Annotated in this window: 17 protein-coding genes; 10 read left to right on the top strand and 7 right to left on the bottom strand. The window is 71.7% G+C overall.

Annotated features, from left to right (window positions below):
* Nucleotides 1-9: 9 nt before the first annotated feature.
* From J8G10_RS00610 to J8G10_RS00630, 5 genes are all read left to right on the top strand, one after another.
* Nucleotides 10-399, top strand: a complete 390-nt coding sequence (locus J8G10_RS00610; protein ID WP_251438541.1) for a nuclear transport factor 2 family protein — start codon at nucleotides 10-12, stop codon at nucleotides 397-399.
* Between the two features lie 66 nt (nucleotides 400-465).
* Nucleotides 466-1644, top strand: coding sequence for an ABC transporter substrate-binding protein (locus J8G10_RS00615; RefSeq protein ID WP_251438542.1), 1179 nt, complete (start codon nucleotides 466-468; stop codon nucleotides 1642-1644).
* A 226-nt stretch (nucleotides 1645-1870) separates the two neighbouring features.
* Nucleotides 1871-2731: a branched-chain amino acid ABC transporter permease gene (locus J8G10_RS00620; RefSeq protein ID WP_251438543.1), complete on the top strand. Its 861-nt coding sequence runs from the start codon at nucleotides 1871-1873 to the stop codon at nucleotides 2729-2731.
* Entirely contained in the window at nucleotides 2718-4529 is a 1812-nt protein-coding gene (locus J8G10_RS00625) for an ATP-binding cassette domain-containing protein (RefSeq protein ID WP_251438544.1), read from the top strand. The genes J8G10_RS00620 and J8G10_RS00625 overlap by 14 nt, the downstream gene beginning before the upstream one ends.
* The gene (locus J8G10_RS00630) at nucleotides 4526-5218 is read left to right on the top strand and encodes an ABC transporter ATP-binding protein (protein WP_251438545.1); all 693 of its coding nucleotides are present in this window, start codon (nucleotides 4526-4528) and stop codon (nucleotides 5216-5218) included. The genes J8G10_RS00625 and J8G10_RS00630 overlap by 4 nt, the downstream gene beginning before the upstream one ends.
* 159 nt (nucleotides 5219-5377) lie before the next feature.
* Here J8G10_RS00630 and J8G10_RS00635 read toward each other — a convergent pair whose 3' ends face one another.
* Nucleotides 5378-5875, bottom strand: coding sequence for a DUF3465 domain-containing protein (locus tag J8G10_RS00635; RefSeq protein ID WP_251438546.1), 498 nt, complete (start codon nucleotides 5873-5875; stop codon nucleotides 5378-5380).
* A gap of 152 nt (nucleotides 5876-6027) precedes the next feature.
* On the opposite strand from J8G10_RS00635, the gene J8G10_RS00640 reads away from it, so the two are divergent.
* The gene (locus tag J8G10_RS00640) at nucleotides 6028-6807 is read left to right on the top strand and encodes a potassium channel family protein (protein WP_251438547.1); all 780 of its coding nucleotides are present in this window, start codon (nucleotides 6028-6030) and stop codon (nucleotides 6805-6807) included.
* Between the two features lie 69 nt (nucleotides 6808-6876).
* On the opposite strand, the gene J8G10_RS00645 is transcribed toward J8G10_RS00640, so the two are convergent.
* Entirely contained in the window at nucleotides 6877-7683 is an 807-nt protein-coding gene (locus J8G10_RS00645; protein ID WP_251438548.1) for an SDR family NAD(P)-dependent oxidoreductase, read from the bottom strand.
* A gap of 37 nt (nucleotides 7684-7720) precedes the next feature.
* On the bottom strand, nucleotides 7721-8467 hold the full coding sequence (locus tag J8G10_RS00650) for an SDR family NAD(P)-dependent oxidoreductase (RefSeq protein WP_251438549.1): 747 nt from the start codon (nucleotides 8465-8467) through the stop codon (nucleotides 7721-7723).
* A 264-nt stretch (nucleotides 8468-8731) separates the two neighbouring features.
* Here J8G10_RS00650 and J8G10_RS00655 point away from each other — a divergent pair, with 264 nt between their 5' ends.
* From J8G10_RS00655 to J8G10_RS00665, 3 genes are read left to right on the top strand one after another with little or no spacing between them, the layout of a single operon-like run.
* Nucleotides 8732-10177, top strand: coding sequence for an APC family permease (locus J8G10_RS00655; RefSeq protein ID WP_251438550.1), 1446 nt, complete (start codon nucleotides 8732-8734; stop codon nucleotides 10175-10177).
* 42 nt (nucleotides 10178-10219) lie between these two features.
* Nucleotides 10220-11080 carry a MoaF C-terminal domain-containing protein gene (locus J8G10_RS00660; RefSeq protein WP_251438551.1) on the top strand — a complete coding sequence of 287 codons (861 nt, stop codon included), beginning with the start codon at nucleotides 10220-10222 and terminating at the stop codon, nucleotides 11078-11080.
* Nucleotide 11081: 1 nt separating this feature from the next.
* Entirely contained in the window at nucleotides 11082-12731 is a 1650-nt protein-coding gene (locus J8G10_RS00665) for an amidohydrolase (protein ID WP_251438552.1), read from the top strand.
* 78 nt (nucleotides 12732-12809) lie between these two features.
* Here J8G10_RS00665 and J8G10_RS00670 read toward each other — a convergent pair whose 3' ends face one another.
* The 4 genes from J8G10_RS00670 to J8G10_RS00685 all read right to left on the bottom strand — a co-directional run bounded on the left by J8G10_RS00670 (nucleotide 12810) and on the right by J8G10_RS00685 (nucleotide 15761).
* On the bottom strand, nucleotides 12810-13256 hold the full coding sequence (locus J8G10_RS00670) for an NUDIX hydrolase (RefSeq protein ID WP_251438553.1): 447 nt from the start codon (nucleotides 13254-13256) through the stop codon (nucleotides 12810-12812).
* Between the two features lie 130 nt (nucleotides 13257-13386).
* Complete coding sequence (locus J8G10_RS00675; protein ID WP_251438554.1) at nucleotides 13387-14028, bottom strand: hypothetical protein; 642 nt, start codon at nucleotides 14026-14028, stop codon at nucleotides 13387-13389.
* On the bottom strand, nucleotides 14025-14387 hold the full coding sequence (locus J8G10_RS00680) for a PadR family transcriptional regulator (protein ID WP_251438555.1): 363 nt from the start codon (nucleotides 14385-14387) through the stop codon (nucleotides 14025-14027). Before J8G10_RS00680 ends, J8G10_RS00675 begins: the two co-directional genes overlap by 4 nt.
* A gap of 126 nt (nucleotides 14388-14513) precedes the next feature.
* The gene (locus J8G10_RS00685; RefSeq protein ID WP_251438556.1) at nucleotides 14514-15761 is read right to left on the bottom strand and encodes an FAD-dependent monooxygenase; all 1248 of its coding nucleotides are present in this window, start codon (nucleotides 15759-15761) and stop codon (nucleotides 14514-14516) included.
* Between the two features lie 109 nt (nucleotides 15762-15870).
* Here J8G10_RS00685 and J8G10_RS00690 point away from each other — a divergent pair, with 109 nt between their 5' ends.
* Nucleotides 15871-16452: a TetR/AcrR family transcriptional regulator gene (locus J8G10_RS00690; protein WP_251438557.1), complete on the top strand. Its 582-nt coding sequence runs from the start codon at nucleotides 15871-15873 to the stop codon at nucleotides 16450-16452.
* The last annotated feature ends 77 nt before the right edge of the window (nucleotides 16453-16529 follow it).

Here is a 16529-nt window from a genome sequence, read left to right on the forward strand (position 1 = left end):
AGCCCCGCCATGAGCAACGCCGACATCATCCGCACCCACTACGACGCGAGCGATCGCGGCGACCTCGACGGCATGCTCGCGCCGCTCGCCGCCGATGTGCGCTGGACCGAGGCGGCGGGATTCCCCTACGCCGGCACCTACGTCGGCCCCGACGCCGTGGCCGCGAACGTGTTCGCCCGCATCCAGGACGACTGGGACGACTACACCCTCGCCGTGGACGAGGTCGTCGATGGCGGCGACACCGTGATCGGCATCGGCACCTACTCCGGCACGTACAAGCGCACCGGCCGGTTCTTCGCGGCCCGCGTCGCGCACGTGTGGCGGCTCGAGAACGGCGAGGTCGTCGCCTTCGAGCAGTTCACCGACACCGAGATGGTGGCCCGCGCGCTGCGCGACTGACCTCCGTCCGCCCAGACCTGCACCACACCGCGGGATCCGTCCCGCACCCGAGAAGACAGGAATCACATGAACAAGCGCATCACCGCCGCAGCAGCGCTGCTCGCCGCGGGCATGCTGGCCCTGGCCGGCTGCTCCGGCGACGGCGGATCCGGATCCGGATCCGGCTCGTCCGACCCGATCGTCGTCGGGTCCGTCAACACCATCTCCGGCCCCGCGACCTTCCCGGAGGCGTCCCAGGCCGCGAAGGCCGTGTTCGACAAGTTCAACGCCGACGGCGGCCTCAACGGCCGCAAGATCGATTACAAGGCGCTGGACGACAAGGGCGACCCGGCCACCGCGACCGCGAACGCCCGCGAGATCGTCGGATCCGACAACGCCGTCGCGATGATCGGCTCCGCGAGCCTCATCGAGTGCGACCTGAACAAGAAGTACTACGAGCAGGAGGGGATCCTCTCGATCCCCGGCATCGGCGTCGACACCGGCTGCTTCGACAGCAAGAACATCTCCCCGGCCAACGTCGGACCGTACAACGACATGACGCTCACCCTGCTCTACGGATCCGAGCAGCTCAAGCTCGACAACATCTGCGTGCTGCTCGAGATCGCCGGCTCCACGCGTCCGACCTATCAGGCCGCGATCGACAAGTGGACCCAGATCACCGGCAAGAAGCCGCTCTACGTCGACGACACCGTGCCCTATGGCGCGAGCGACTACACGCCCTACATCGTCAAGGCCAAGCAGGCCGGCTGCAAGGCCCTCGCGATCAACCCGGTCGAGCCGGACGCGATCGGCCAGGTCAAGGCCGCCAACGCCCAGGGCTGGAACGACGTCACCTGGCTCTACCTGACCAGCGTCTACAGCGAGAACTTCGCCAAGGCGATCGACGACGCCGGCGCGGGCATCTACGTCCCGGCCGAGTTCTACCCGTTCACGGATGAGAACGCCGTGAACAAGGACTGGCGCGACCTGATGACGAAGAACAAGATCCCGCTCACCTCGTTCAGCCAGGGAGGCTACCTGGCGGCGACCTACTTCATCGAGGCACTGAAGTCGGTCAAGGGCGACATCACCCGCGAATCCGTCTCCGAGGCGATCAAGAGCATGCCGGCCGTCGACAACAAGATGATCGGCGACCCGTACAAGTTCGGCACGATCCCCACCGCGGGCTGGCCGATCGAGCTCAAGAGCGGCACCCACGCCTGGGAGAAGGTCGCCGACGACTGGTACCGGATCCCCAAGAAGTGATCCAGTCCCGGGGGCGTTGAGCGGACTTCCCCGGGGGCGTCGAGCACCGGCGGAGCCGGCGCGAGACGAGACGCGGTCACCGGCACGGAACCGCGTTTCGTCTCGGTCGCCTTCGGCGTCCTCGCTCAACGCCCCCGGGGAGAACCCGCTCAACGCCGGGGAGAACCCGCTCAACGCCCCGGGAGAACCCCGCTCGACGACCCCGGCTCAGAACGAAGGAACCACGATGATCGAAGGCGCCCTGTCAGGGCTCGCGGCCGGCGGCCTGTACGCCGTGCTCGGGGTCTGCCTGACCCTCATGACCCGGCTGGTCCGGGTCGTCAACTTCGCCCAGGCGGCGACCGGCATGTTCGGCGGCTTCTGCGCCGTGTGGCTGGTCACCAAGGCGGGCATGCCCGTGTGGATCGGATCCGTGCTGGGGGTGCTGATCGGCGGCGTGCTCGCCGCCGCGATCGGCTGGATCGCCGCGACCTGGCTGTCCGAGGCGTCCACCACCACCCGTTCCGCCATGACGGTGGGGCCGCTGCTGCTGCTGATCTCGCTGTCCTTCATCCTGTTCGGCAACAAGCCGCAGCCCTTCACGCCGATCATCGCGGGCCCCGCGTTCTCGATCGGCGGGGTCGTGATCAGCCAGGTGACCGTGTGGACGGTCGGCATGGCCGTCGTCGTCGCCGTCGGGGTGCACTTCCTGCTCACCCGCACCCGGATCGGCACCCAGCTGCGCGCGCTCTCCGAGCGTCCCACCACCGCCGAGCTGCTGGGGATCCGCTCCCGTCCGCTGTCGATCGCGGTGTGGTTCGTGACCGGCGTGATCAGCGCGATCGCGATCGTGATCGTCGCCCCCTCGCAGTCCAACGACGCGACGAGCCTGTCGCTGCTCATCATCCCGGCCGCGGCCGCCGCCCTGCTCGGGGGCTTCAAGCGCCTCGACCTCACCGTCGTCGGCGGCCTGGTGCTCGGCGTGCTGGGGGGACTCGTCGCGCAGATCAACGAGATCTCGCTCGTGCGCAACTTCCTCCCGTTCCTGTTCATCGTGGTCCTGCTGCTGTGGACCCAGCGCAAGGAGGTGTGGGATGCCGCACGCTGAGCCGCTCTCGCCCGCCCGTCCGTCCGTTCCGCTGCTGCAGAAGCCGGTCGTCCGCATCGTCTGGCCGTTTGTCGTGGGTGCGCTCGCGATCCTCGTCGGGCTCCTGCTCTCCAACGCCCTCCCGGGCTACTTCGTCTACCTCGCGATCAGCGCGGTCATCGCCGCCATCGCGATCATGGGCCTCGGGGTCGTCACCGGATCCGCGGGGATGATCGCGCTGTGCCAGCTCACCTTCGCCGCGATCGGCGCCTGGATCGTGGCGCTCATGAACATCTGGCACGCCCCCGGCGGCTTCATCGTGTGGCTCGTGCTCGGGGCCCTCGTCGCCGGCGTCGCCGGGATCCTGGTCGGCTTGCCCGCCCTGCGTCTGCGGGGCGTCAACCTCGCCGTCGTCACCCTGGGCTTCGCCGCCGCGGCGGACGTCACGCTCGTGCAGATCCAGTTCCCGGGATCCGCCCAGGCCATCTCGATCGACCGCCCCGCGATGTTCTCGAACGACAAGAAGTTCTTCTTCCTGTCGATCATCGTGCTCGTCGTGTGCGCGCTGATCGTGTTCTTCCTGCAGCGCAGCCGGTGGGGCGCGAGCTGGAAGGCCGTCGCCTTCTCCGAGCGCGGCACCGCCGCCGCCGGGCAGAGCGTGCAGGCCGCCAAGCTCACCGCGTTCGCCGTGTCCGCCGCTCTCGGCGGGGTCGCCGGAGGCCTGCTGGCCGGTCAGGTGCAGCTGCCCTTCGCGGCGAGCTTCACGCCGCTGCAGTCGCTCGCGCTGTACGTGCTGGCGATCATGAGCGGCGCGCACCTCATCGACATGGCGGTGTTCGGCGGCATCCTCTGGGTGCTCGTGCCGGAGCTGCTCAAGCGCTGGCACATCCCGCAGGACTGGGGCTTCGTGATCTTCGGCGTGCTGGGCGTGCAGGCCCTCACGAGCGGCACGAGCCTGGGCCAGGGCATCCGCAACCTGCTCTGGAAGCGGCAGGATCGCCGCACGGCCAACGCCGCGCTCACCGCGCTGCCGCCGGATGCGGCGGACGACGCCGAGCAGATCCGCACCACGACCACCGCCACGGTGGATCCCGCTCTGCTGAGCGGCGAGCCCGTGCTGACCGTGGAGCACCTGACGGTGGAGTTCGGCGCGCTGAAGGCGCTCGACGACGTGTCGTTCTCCGTGCCGGAGGCCTCGATCATGGGCCTCATCGGGCCGAACGGCGCCGGCAAGTCGACCTTCGTCGACGCGATCAGCGGGTTCCTGCCGAAGCACGGCGGACGGGTGCTGCTGGGCGGGCGCGACCTCGCCGGCCTCTCCCCCACGCGTCGCGCGCGGCTGGGCCTGCGCCGCACGTTCCAGCAGGACCGCGTCCCCCCGCTGCTCACGGTGGGCGGGTACGTGCGCTTCGTCGCCCGGCGGCGGCTGTCCGCGGCGGACATCGAGGAGACGCTCGCGTTCTTCGGCTGCCCGCCCGCACGGGCGCGGCTGTCGAGCGTGGACGTCGGCACCCGGCGCCTCGTCGAGGTGGCCGCGGCCCTGCTCTCCAGCCCCCGGCTGCTGATCCTCGACGAGCCCGCCGCGGGCCTCTCGCACGACGAGCACCTCGCGCTCGCGGCACGGCTGCGGGAGCTGCCGCAGCGGTTCGGCGTGGCGCTCATCATCATCGAGCACGACCTCGACCTCGTCCGCTCGGTGTGCCCGGTGCTCACCGTGCTGAACTTCGGGAAGGTGCTCGCCACCGGTCCGCAGGACGAGGTGCTCGCGAACCCCGACGTCGTCAAGGCCTACATGGGAGAGACGGAGCTGCTGTCATGAGCGAACTGGTGCTGGACGGCGTCACCGTCAGCCGCGGCGCGGGACCGGTGATCTCCGACGTCTCGCTCACGGTGCGCGGCGGCGAGGTGCTCGCCCTGGTCGGCCCCAACGGCGCGGGCAAGACGAGCCTCATCGAATCGATCTCGGGGGTCGTCGGCCACTCCGCCGGAGAGCTCAGCCTCGACGGCGAGCGCATCGACAAGCTCTCCCGGGTGTCGCGGGCGCGCAAGGGCATCGTGCACATCGAGCAGGGCAGGGCGGTTTTCCCGTCGCTGACGGTGCGGGAGAACCTGTCGCTCACCGCGCGCACGCCCGCCGAGCTCGAGGCGGCGCTCGCCCCCTTCCCCGAGCTCGAGAAGCGCATCGACTCCGCGACGGCCCTGCTCTCCGGCGGCGAGCAGCAGATGGTGGTGCTCGCGCGCGCCTTCGCCGCGAAGCCGAAGATCCTCCTCATCGACGAGATGTCGCTCGGCCTGGCCCCCGTCGTGTTCATGCGGCTGGTGCCGATCGTGCAGTCGATCGCCGAGTCCGGCGTCGGCGTGCTGCTCGTGGAGCAGTTCACGCAGCTCGCGCTCGGCATCGCCCGCGAAGCCGTGGTCGTCGCCGGCGGGCATGTGTCGTTCCAGGGCACCGCCGAAGACCTCCAGGCGGATCCGCAGCTGCTGCACCGGGCCTACCTGGGCGGCTGACCCTGCCGCGGGCCCGGGATCCGAGCGCCCGGGGACAGGGCCGAGTGCACGGGGTATTGCCGAGCGCACGGCGGGTTGGCGCGACGATGCCGTGCGCCCGACAAGATGCCGTGCGCTCGGTGCGCAACGCTGACGCGGCCGGAGTGCGAACAGCCCGCCTCAGGAGAACGTGCGTCCGTTCCAGCGGAGCCAGCCCGCCTGGTGCTGCCCGGACGGATCCCGATGCGTCCAGTGCACCGTGCCGCCCTTGTCGCTCCACTCGTAGTCGCCGAGGAAGTCGACGCGGTCGCCCTTTGCCAGGCCGTCGAGGCGCGGGGCGAGGTCGATGTTGTGCGCGATGAGGATCGAGACGCCGCTCGGCGTCGTGAGCAGGAACTTCTGATGCCGCGAGCCGTCCAGGTCGTCCGGCAGGATCCGGGAGACGGTGCCGGTGCCCTGCACCTCGACCCCGCTGCGGTGCTCGTCGAACAGCGCGCGCACGGGGTCGTCGGCCGGTGCGGACGCGGATCCGCCCGCCGGGGCTTCCGCCGTCGCGGGCGCGGACGCGGCCACGCCGGTCCGCGCGTCGGGGATCCACCCCTGTCCGACCGTGAGCAGTCCGAGCGCGGCCACGACGACCACGACGACGACCGTCGTCCATCGAGCCCTCCGCGTCACGGCGCCCAGCCTAGCGCGGGCTCCGGCTCCGGCCCCGGGGCGCGGCTGCTCCCGGGAATCGGCGGAGGACCCGATCCGGCCCGCCGGGCGGGGCGGCCCTCGGGGATCGGCGGAGGACCCCCGATCCGGCCCGCCGGGCGTACGATGCGCGCATGACGTTGGAGCGCTGGCGGCGGATCACCGAGTGGCCGCTCATCGTCGCGTCGGTGCTGTTCCTCGTCGCCTACTCGATCCAGGTGATCGTGGATCCGCGAGGGGCGATCGGCGCATTCCTGGAAGACCTGCTCTGGGTCTCCTGGGGCACGTTCCTCCTCGACTACATCGTGAGCCTCGTGCTCGCCCCGCGGCGCTGGCACTGGTTCCTCACGCACCTGTTCAACCTCGCCACCGTCGTGCTGCCGATGCTCCGCCCGCTGCGGGTGCTGCGCGTGATCACGCTGCTGGCGGTGCTGCAGCGCACGGCGGGACGCGCCGTCCGCGGGCAGATCGTCATCTACGTGACCAGCGCGACCCTGCTCCTCGTCTACGTCGCCTCCCTCGCGGTGCTCGATGCCGAGCGCGCCGGCGGCGGGAGCATCACGACCTTCGGCGACGCGATCTGGTGGGCGTTCGCGACCATCACGACGGTCGGCTACGGCGATCTGGCCCCGGTCACGCTCGAGGGACGGGTCATCGCCGTCGGCCTCATGCTCAGCGGCATCGCCCTGCTCGGTGTCATCAGCGCGACGTTCGCCTCGTGGATCGTCGAGCAGGTGTCGGCGGAGAACACCAGCCGCCAGGCGGCCACCGTCGCGCATGTCGACGCGCTGCGGTCCGAGATCGCCGAGCTGCGCGCCGTGCTCGCGACGATCGAGCCGCGGATCCCGAGCACCGAGACGGCGCAGACCGCGACCTCGTCGGACGGCCCGGATCCGCTCCCCTCGACGCGCTGAGGGCGGATCCGGCCGCTCGGAGGCTCAGGACCGGCTTCGCGGGGTCTCGGGGACCGGATCCCCGGATGCCTACATCCCCGCGTGCTCGAACGCGGTCGTGGGCAGGTCGACGATGTGCGCGCCGCCGTCGACGACGAGGACGGATCCGGTCATGTACGACGACTCGCTGGATCCGAGGAAGCGCACCACGGCCGCGATCTCGGCGGGCTGGGCGGCACGGTGCAGCGGCACGTCCGCGGTGACCGTGGCATACGCCTCCTCCCGGGAGTCCAGGCCCGCGTGGGCGGCGAACTCGTCCATCTCCTCGTCGGCCATCGGCGTCTGCACCCAGCCCGGGCAGACGGCGTTCACGCGCACGCCGTGCTTGCCGTAGTCGCGCGCGAGCGTGCGGGTGAGGCCGATCAGGGCGTGCTTGCCGACGGTGTACCCGGCGACCGAGGGCCCGGCGAAGAGCCCGGCGAGCGAGGAGATCACCACGATCTGCCCCTTGGCCTCGATGAGCGCGGGCAGGGCCTCGCGCGCCATCACGAACGCCGTGGTGAGGTTCGCGCGGATCGCGGCCTCCCACCCGGCGTCGTCGGTCTCCCCCACCGGGGCGAAGCCGTGCCCGCCCGCGTTCGCGACGAGGACGTCGATGCGACCGAACGTCGACAGCACCTCGGCGACGGCGCGCTTCGCGTCCTCGGTCGACGCGGCGTCGGCGATCACCGGGTGCGCGCCGACCGCGCGCTCGACCTCGCGCAACGGCTCCTCGCGCCGGCCGACGACGACGACGTGCGCGCCCTCCGCGGCGTAGCGGGCGGCGATCGCCGCCCCGATGCCGGTGCCGCCGCCGGTGATGACGACGACGCGTCCGGTGGATCCGTTGGTGCTCATGGGTTCTCCTGTCGTGGAAAGGGGATGCGGGGGGAGGTCAGGCGGGGAAGCCGGAGCGGGCGGAGTAGCCGAAATCGCTGAGGATCCCGGATCCGTTCACGGCACGGGCGATCGGCGAGGCGAGATAGACGACGTGGGCGGCGATCTCGTCCGCCCCCTGCACGGGGAAGGCCGGTGTCGAGAACGCGGCGTCGCCGAGGTCGCCGCGGCTCATCGGGGTGTCGACGATCGACGGCGACACCGTGGTGACGCGCACGTCGTCGTCGGCGAGGTCGACGCTGAGCGCGCGGCCGAACTGCACGAGGGCCGCCTTCGAGGCGCAGTACGGCGCCATCCCGGGCGAGGCCACGAACGCGGAGTCGCTCGCCACGAGCACGACCGAGGCCGCGGGCGCCGCGCGCAGCGCCGGCAGCGCGGACCGCAGCACGAGGAAGGCGCCGGTCACGTTCACGGCGAACACCGCCTGCCATTCGGCGAGCGACGTCGCCTCGATCCCGGATCCGACGGGGCCGGAGATCCCGGCGCAGCACACGACGGTGTGCAGCCCGCCGAGGGCGGCCACGGCCTCACGCACCGCCGCGTCGACCGCGAGCTCGTCGGTCACGTCCGCGACCACCGGAACGGATCCCGCGCACAGCGCCGCCGTCTCGGCGAGCCCCTCCGCGGAGCGGTCCAGCAGCGCGACCCGCACGCCCTCCGCGGTGAGCGCCTGCGCGACGGCGCGGCCGATCCCTCCGGCGGCGCCGGTGACCAGGGCGGTCCTGCCCTGCAGCTGCAGCTCCATCGCCGCTCCCTTCGGTGCCGGAGACGGGCGAGAAGATCGCCTCCGCTCCGCCATCCTGCTCCGCGGTGCGGGGCACGAGCGAGGGGCGCGGAGGCGGCTGTGCGCGCTGACACCATCGTCCTTCGCTCATGGGCAAGCCCGCCGCGCCCGACCGCGGCAGACTCGGCAGAGTCCGATACTGCCGTCTTCCCCGCAGCACACCGTCCGCGCTGCGAAGCCCACCCTGGCCGGAAGATCGCGCCGTCACCGAGCGAAGGAGCCGACGTGACCGCTGAAACCACCCCGCAGACCCATACCGCCCTGAGACAGGGCGCCCTCGGCGTCGCCGGCATCGTCTTCCTGGTGCTCGCGGCCGTCGCGCCGCTGACCGGGATCGTCGTCGTCGCCTCGCTGGTCATCGCGTTCGGCAACGGCGGCGGCGCCCCCGTGTCGTTCTTCCTCGTGGCCGTGATCCTGCTGCTCTTCGCCGTCGGCTACGCGCAGATGTCGAAGCAGCTCGTCAACGCCGGCGGGTTCTACGCGTTCGTGGTCAAGGGTCTCGGACGCACCGGCGGCATGATCGCGGGTCTCATCGCGACCCTCGGCTACAACTTCTTCGTCGTCGGCACGATCGGCACCAGCGGCTTCTTCATGCAGACGATCATCGCCCAGCTCACCGGCCTCGACATCCACTGGCTGGTGTGGGGCCTGCTCTCGATCGCCGTGTGCTTCGTGCTCGCCCGGATCGGCGTGGACTTCTCCTCGAAGGTGCTCGGCGTCTGCCTGGTGCTCGAGGTGAGCATGCTCGTCGTCTTCGACATCTCCGTGCTCGTCCGCACCGGCTACAGCTTCGAGGCGTTCAGCCCCGCCGCCGTGTTCTCCGGATCCCTGCCCATCGGCCTGCTGCTCGCGGCGACCGGCTTCCTCGGCTTCGAGGCGACCGCGCTGTTCAGCGAGGAGGCCAAGAAGCCGCTGCGCACCATCCCGCGCGCCACCTACACGGCGATCACCGCGATCGGCATCATCCTCGGCGTCACCACCTGGGCGGTCGTCAGCGCGATCGGCGTCGCGAAGGCCCAGAAGACCGCGGTCGACCACCTCGCGGACGGCGACCTCATCTTCTCCATCGCGCAGACCTACCTCGGCGGCCCGCTGACCACCGTCATGGAGATCCTGCTGCTGGTGAGCCTGTTCGCGGCGATGCTCGCGTTCCACAACTCGGCCACCCGCTACCTCTACGCGCTCGGCCGCGCCCGGATCCTCCCGCACGCCTTCGCCCGCACCCGCTCGACGGGTACTCCGCAGATCGCCGGCATCGTCCAGGCCGGGTTCGCCGCGATCGTGGCCGTGGTCTTCTTCCTCGCCGGAGCCAACCCGATCACCCAGATCGTGCCGGCGATGCTCGGCTTCGGCACGCTCAGCGTGCTGATCCTGCAGGGCCTCGCCGCGCTGTCGATCGTGGTCTACTTCCGCCGCAAGGGCGACGGCCGCTGGTGGAGCACGTTCATCGCCCCCGGCATCGGCTTCCTCGGCATCGCCGCGATCGCGATCCTCGCGATGTTCAACTTCAACATCGTCGCCGGATCCGAGGAGCTCTGGATCAACCTGCTGCCGCTGCTGCTCGTGCTCGCCGTGATCGGCGGCATCGTGTACGCGCAGTATCTGAAGCGCGCGAAGCCCGTCGTCTACGACGGCCTCGCCGCCGACCTGGAGCAGTTCAGCACGCGCTGATCTCCCCCCGACCAGCCCCCGCACCCACCACCAAGGAGCATCATGACCACCATGAACCCCGCAGACACCTCGACCTGGCTGCCGCTGGACGGCCTCGCCCCCGGCTTCGACGCGAACAAGGCGCCGCACACCACGGCCCTGTCCGGCCGCGAGATCGACGTGACCGCCCCCAACGGCACCCGCATCGCGCACCGGTTCGCCGATGACGAGGTCACCTGGACCTACACCCCCGGCGAGGGCGACCCGACGGCGCCCGCCACCGACACCGACGCGTACGAGGCGATCGAGGTCGACGAGGATCTGTTCTACGTGCAGTTCCACCACCGCTACCTGCCGAACGAGGCCGTCTCCCTCGTGATCGACCTGCGCGCGGGGCGCGTGCTGTCGATCATCAGCGAGATCCTGCCGACGCTCGAGCCCGGACGCACCCGCGTGGTGCACCACTTCGGCACCGCGACCATCGACGGCGCCGAGGTCGCCGGCGACGAGCCGCACCCCACGACCGCGCTGATCGGCCGCCGCGTCGAGTGGGTGTACAGCACCGAGCACGCCTACGAGCACGTCTACCTCTCGGAGCGCTGGTACAGCTGGCAGTGCCTCGCCGGTCCCGAGCGCGGGCTCGCCGACACCGACGAGAACAGCGTGTGGGAGATCCGTCCCGGCATCTACGTGTTCGCGTGGCGCGAGAAGGTCATCCCGTGCGCCTCGGTCACGATCGCCGACCATCGCGACGTCACGAAGATCCGCTCGCACGGCGTGCTGTTCGGCCTCGATGAGACCGGCGAGGTGCCCACGCACTTCACCTTCGGCGCGTGGGGCCGCCTGATCTCGGTGACCCACCACTCGCCCGAGCTCGAGCCGGCGAACTTCGGCGCGCAGGACGCCGCGGCGGCCGGGGCCTGACATGACGACCGCCCCCGCCGAGCTCATCGTCGCAGCCGACGTCATCCGCACCCTGGACGCGACTCACCCGACCGCCGAGGCCTTCGCCGTACGCGACGGGCGCATCGCCGCGATCGGCTCCCGCGCCGAGGTCGACGCCCTGCGCGGCGACGGCACCCGGGTGCTCGAGCTCGGCGGGGCGGCGGTCTACCCCGGCTTCGTCGACGTGCACAACCACCACGCGCTCGCCGGGCGCACGGAGCTGTTCGAACTCACCCTGCCGCCCGCGCTCACTCTGGACGAGATCCTCGACCGGGTGCGCGAGAAGGCGGCCACTCTGCCCGAGGACGCCTGGATCATCGGCGGCGTGGTCGCCTCGACCTTGCTGCCGTCGCTGCAGAGCACGGCCGTGCGGCTCCGGCTGGACGAGGCGGCGGGCGGCCGCCCCGTCGTCATCGCGGAGGACTCCCGGCACAACCGGTGGGCGAGCTCGCGCGCGCTCGAGCTCGCCGGCATCACCCCCGACACGATCCCGGCCGGCGGCGTCACGATCCTCGACCCCGCCGACGGCACCCCGACGGGTGTGCTGCTCGAAGCGGCCGGGATCCCCGTGCAGGAGGCCTACGACCGTTCCGGCGGACTCACCACCGCGCAGCACCGGGCGGCGTCGGCGCACGGCGTGCACCTCGCGAACCGCTACGGGATCACCGCGTTCCAGGACGCGGGCGTCTCCACCGACATCCTCGGCGCCCTCCGCGACCTCGACGCAGACGGCGAGCTCGACGCGTGGGTGGTGTCGTCGCTGCTCGTCAACGACGAGATCTTCGGATTCGACCCGGTCGGATCCCCGCTCATCGCGCGCGGCGAGGAGTTCCGCACCGCGCACCACCGCCCCGACTTCGTGAAGATCTTCCTGGACGGGGTGCCGCCGGCGCGCACCGCCTCGTTCCTGGAGCCCTACGTCGCGGACGCGGTGCACGGCGCGCACTTCCACGGCGAGACCACGATGACCTTCGACGAGCTGCACGGCTGGCTGCGCCAGGTCGCCGAGCGTGGCCTCGGCGCCAAGGTGCACTGCACGGGCGACGGCTCCGCCCGGCTCGTGCTCGACGTCGCCGAGCGGCTGCGCGCCGACGGCTTCACCACGCCGATCCAGATCGCGCACGGGCAGTTCCTCGCGGACAGCGACATCCCGCGCCTCGCCGCGCTCGACGTGGTTGCCGACATCTCGCCGTTCATCTGGTTCCCCGGCATCATCCCGCAGATGCTCACCGAGGTGCTCGGCGAGCGCGCGGAGCATTCCCAGCCGAACCGCGCCCTCATCGACGCCGGAGCCCTCGTGGCCGGCGGATCCGACTGGCCCGTGAGCGAGTCGCCGAACCCGCTCGAGGGCATACAGGGACTCGTCACCCGGGCGGATCCGCTGCGCCGCGCGCCCGGCACGCTCTGGCCCGAGCAGGCGATCACCGCCGAGGAGGCGCTGCAGGTGTTCACCCGCAACGCCGCAGTCGCGATGGGCCTCGGCGCGGAGACCGGATCCCTCGAGGTCGGGAAGTCGGCGGACTTCGTCGTGCTGGACCGCGATGCGATCGCGGGCCCCGCCGACGCCATCATCGACGCCCAGGTGCTCGCGACCTGGTTCGCCGGACGCGAGGTGTACGCGGCGGACTGAGCCCGGCCGCCCGACGAGAGACCACCGTCCGCAGGAGACCCGCGTGCACACGCGGCCCCTCCTGAGGACAGTGGTCTCTCAGTCCGCGGCGAGGGGGTGCCAGTGGCGGTCCTGCAGGTCGGCGACGTCGATCCAGGAGCCGTCTCCGCGCGGCGCAGCGGCCGACTCCCACACGCCGAAGTGCGCAAGCGGCGCAGGCCAGGCATAGCCGGAGACCGGCCGACCCACGACGTTGCGCACCGCGCCGACGAACCGGATGCCGGCATCCGCGCCGACGATCTCCTCCGCGAGTGCGCGGATGGTGCCGGTCCCGTCCTGATCCTCGTCGGGCACGATCCGCATCGGCAGATCGAGCCGGCCTCCGTCCGCCCGGGGAGTGCAGAAGACCAGATCGGCCCGACGCAGCAGCAGCCGCACGACGCACAGGGGCCGCGGCGGCGCGGCGCATCGGATCACCTCGGCGCGGCCGCCGGGCGGCAGCCAGGGTGCGTTCGCCGTGACATGGATGACGGTCTCGGCGCTCACCTCGCGAGCGTAGCGGTGCACGCCTGACTCGGAGATGTACGCGATCTTCGGATCCTTTTCGCGGATCCCTCCGACGCAGGCGTACGACTCCGAGCCTGGCGCCCGGGTTCCGGCAGGGAGCGGCGCGCCGTCAGCGGCGCGGGATGTCCCGCCCGCGCAGGCGCCAGAGCAGCCAGGCGGCGCCGACCGGGATCGTGAAGAACCCGAGCAGGATCCCGCTGTGCCACATCGCGAGCCCCGAGGGCAGCAGCGGATTCACGGCGCCGGGACCCGAGGCCGACCCGCCGACCTGCCAGAGCGCGCCGAGGAGCGAGACCAGCCCGATGACGACGCCGACCGCGAGCGGCAGCAGGATCGCCACCGCCTTCTCCCACCGCCACCAGAACCGGCTCGACGTGACCAGCGCCACCCCGATCACCCATCCGCCGACCGGGAACAGGAAGGTGCCGATGCCGAGCACGAGGGCGCCGACGATCGCGAACCACTTGGTGTCGACCATGGCCGGCTTCACCGGCGGGGCGGGTGCCGGGGACACGACGACGACCGGTGCGGGCGGGGCGGATCCCGTCTCCTCCTTCGCGGCTGCGGCGATCCGCGCCGGATCCCCGAGCTGCGCGATCCGCCGCCGCGTCTCCGCGGCGTCGAGCCCGTCGAGCTCCTCCGCGACGCCGCTGCGCAGCTCGTTCGCGACCCGCCACGGCAGATCCGCGATCGCGGTGTCGAGTCGTCCCAGGTAGTCCTCGCGCAGGCTCTGCGCCTCGGCCTCGGTCATGCTTCCCCCTCTGCGGTCGCCCGCGCCGCCGGCGGGCTCTCTGCGATCAGACCCGCCACGCTGCGCGCGAACGGCGTCCAGGATGTCCGGAACTGCGCCAGCTGCCGCACGCCGTCCTCGGTGAGCTCGTAGTAGCGCCGCACGGGACCCGACTCCGAGGGGCGCTCGAACGTGCGCACCCATCCGCTCTGCCGCAGCCGCGACAGCAGGGGATAGAGCGTGCCGATGCTGGCGATGAGGCCCTCGGCGATCAGCCGCTCCGAGAGCTCCCAGCCGTACATCGGGCCGCGCGCGAGCAGGCCGAGCACGCAGTACTCCACCACGCCCTTGCGCATCTGCGCCCCGACGTCCGCTGTCATGCCTGACAAGCTATCTTGCATCGCAAGATGATGCAAGACTCACGGAGCGCCGGTCGCAGGCCGAGTGCGCCCCGAGTGCGGGCCGAATGCGGGCCGTCTCACCTCGCGGCGCGGCCGCGGGCCGTCTCACCCGGCGGCGCGGGCGGCGTCCGCTCCGGCCACCGGCAGCGGGAGAGCATCGGTCGCGTTCTCGGCGAAGGCGCGCTTCATCAGCGGGCGCAACGGCCGGGAGAGCATCACGCGGGTCGTGAGCCGGCCCAGCACCGCTCCCGCGCGCGACGCCGGGACCGCGCGCTCGAGACTGCCGAACGGGATCTTCTTGCCGTCGGCGATGAAGGGCTCGATCCGCCGCGCGTAGCGGGCGAGCGCCGCGGGCACGTCCTCCGTGCACGCATCCGCGAGCTCACCGGCGAGCACGTACGCCCCCACGAGCGCCATCGCGGTACCCATGCCGCTGAGCGGGGTTCCGCAGTATCCGGCGTCGCCCACGAGCGCGACGCGGCCGTTCGCGACGTCCGGCACGTCGACCCGCGCGAGCTCGTCGAAGTAGAAGTCCTCCGCGCCCCCCATCGCCGCGAGCACGGCGGGCGCCTGCCACCCGGCGCCCTCGATGAGCCGGCGGATCAGGGCCTCCTGCGCGGCGCGATCGCCGCGCAGCGCCGCATCGTGACCGACGCGCAGCGTGAGCATCGCCTTCGACGTCGCCGGATCCCGGTCGGGGCGGATCCCGAGCATCGCGCCCGGCACGATCCGCATCGAGAACCAGCCGTCCTCGATGCCGGCCGGAGTGGGCATCGTGAAGAACGCCGCGTAGCCGCCGAGCCGCGTGGCGAACCCCTCCTCCGGCCCGAAGGCCAGCCGCCGCGTCGCCGAGTGCACCCCGTCGGCGCCGAGCACCGCATCGAAGCGCTCCGGCCCTCCCGACCCGAAACGCACCTCGACACCGGCATCGTCCTGCGCGAGCGCCTCGATCCGGTCGCCGTAGCGCAGCGAGAGGAGCCCCGGAGACGCTGCGGCGGCCTCGGCGAGCGCATCCAGGAGCACCTGGTTCAGATCTCCGCGGGCGATCTCGACGTCGGCGACCGCGCCGCGCCCGTCGAAGAGCTCGACCGGCATGCGTCCGTACGAGCGCCCGCGTCCGTCGACGTAGACCATCCCCTTTTCGTGCAGCCGGCGGGCGCTGATGCCGGGCATGAGCCCCATGCGCTCCGCAGCCTCGCGGCTCGCGCCGCGCAGATCGACGGCCTGGCCACCCGGGCGCGGCCCGGGCGCGCGCTCGACGACCGTCGTGCTGATCCCGCTGCGGACGAGCTGCAGGGCCGTGGCGATCCCGGCGATACCGGCGCCGGAGATGAGGACGTGGGGTGCGGACATGGCGTTCTCCTCGGTGCGAGTGATTTAGACGTTTGTCTAAGACGTATGTCTACACGGGTCTGAGACGCGTGTCTAGTACCAGCGTCTAAATCCTGCCTAGGATGGCGGCATGGGAAATCGTGAGGATCTGCTCGCCGGAGCCCGCCGCGTCATCGTCGAGCGGGGCGTCGCGAACGCCACCGCCCGCGACATCGCCCAGGCCGCGGGGGTGAGCCTCGCGGCGATCGGGTATCACTTCGGCTCGAAGGATCAGCTCGTCACCGAGGCGCTCCTGGACACGCTGGGCACCGGGATCGGGGACGGCATGGAGGCCGCCATCGTCGAGGCGAAGGACCTCCCCCGCCTCGCCGGTTTCGCCGCCCTGTGGAACCGCATGCCCGACGTGTTCGCGGCCAACCGCGAGACCCTGCTGGCCAGCATGGAGAACGCCGTGCGCATGATGCGGGACCCGGCCGCGCTGACCCGCATGCAGGCCGCCGTCGAGGAGGGGTACCGGGGCGTCGCCGAAGGCCTCGTCGCGGCCTACCCCGACCTCACGCCCGAGCAGGCACTGGCGCTCGGGCAGCTGGAGTTCGTGCTCTCCCAGGGCCTCGGGATCCTCTGGCTGCTGAGCCCCGAGGGACGGATCCCGGACGGCGACACGCTCGCGTCGGCGGTCGCCCTCCTGCACGACGGGGCCGGCGCGGACTGACTCGCGGCGGTCCTGCGCCCGCCGCCCGGTCCTACACTGGATCGGGAAGCCGGACCCGGGCCGGCCGCGCCCGCGTC

The organism is Microbacterium sp. USTB-Y, from assembly GCF_023703415.1.
Lineage (GTDB): Bacteria > Actinomycetota > Actinomycetes > Actinomycetales > Microbacteriaceae > Microbacterium.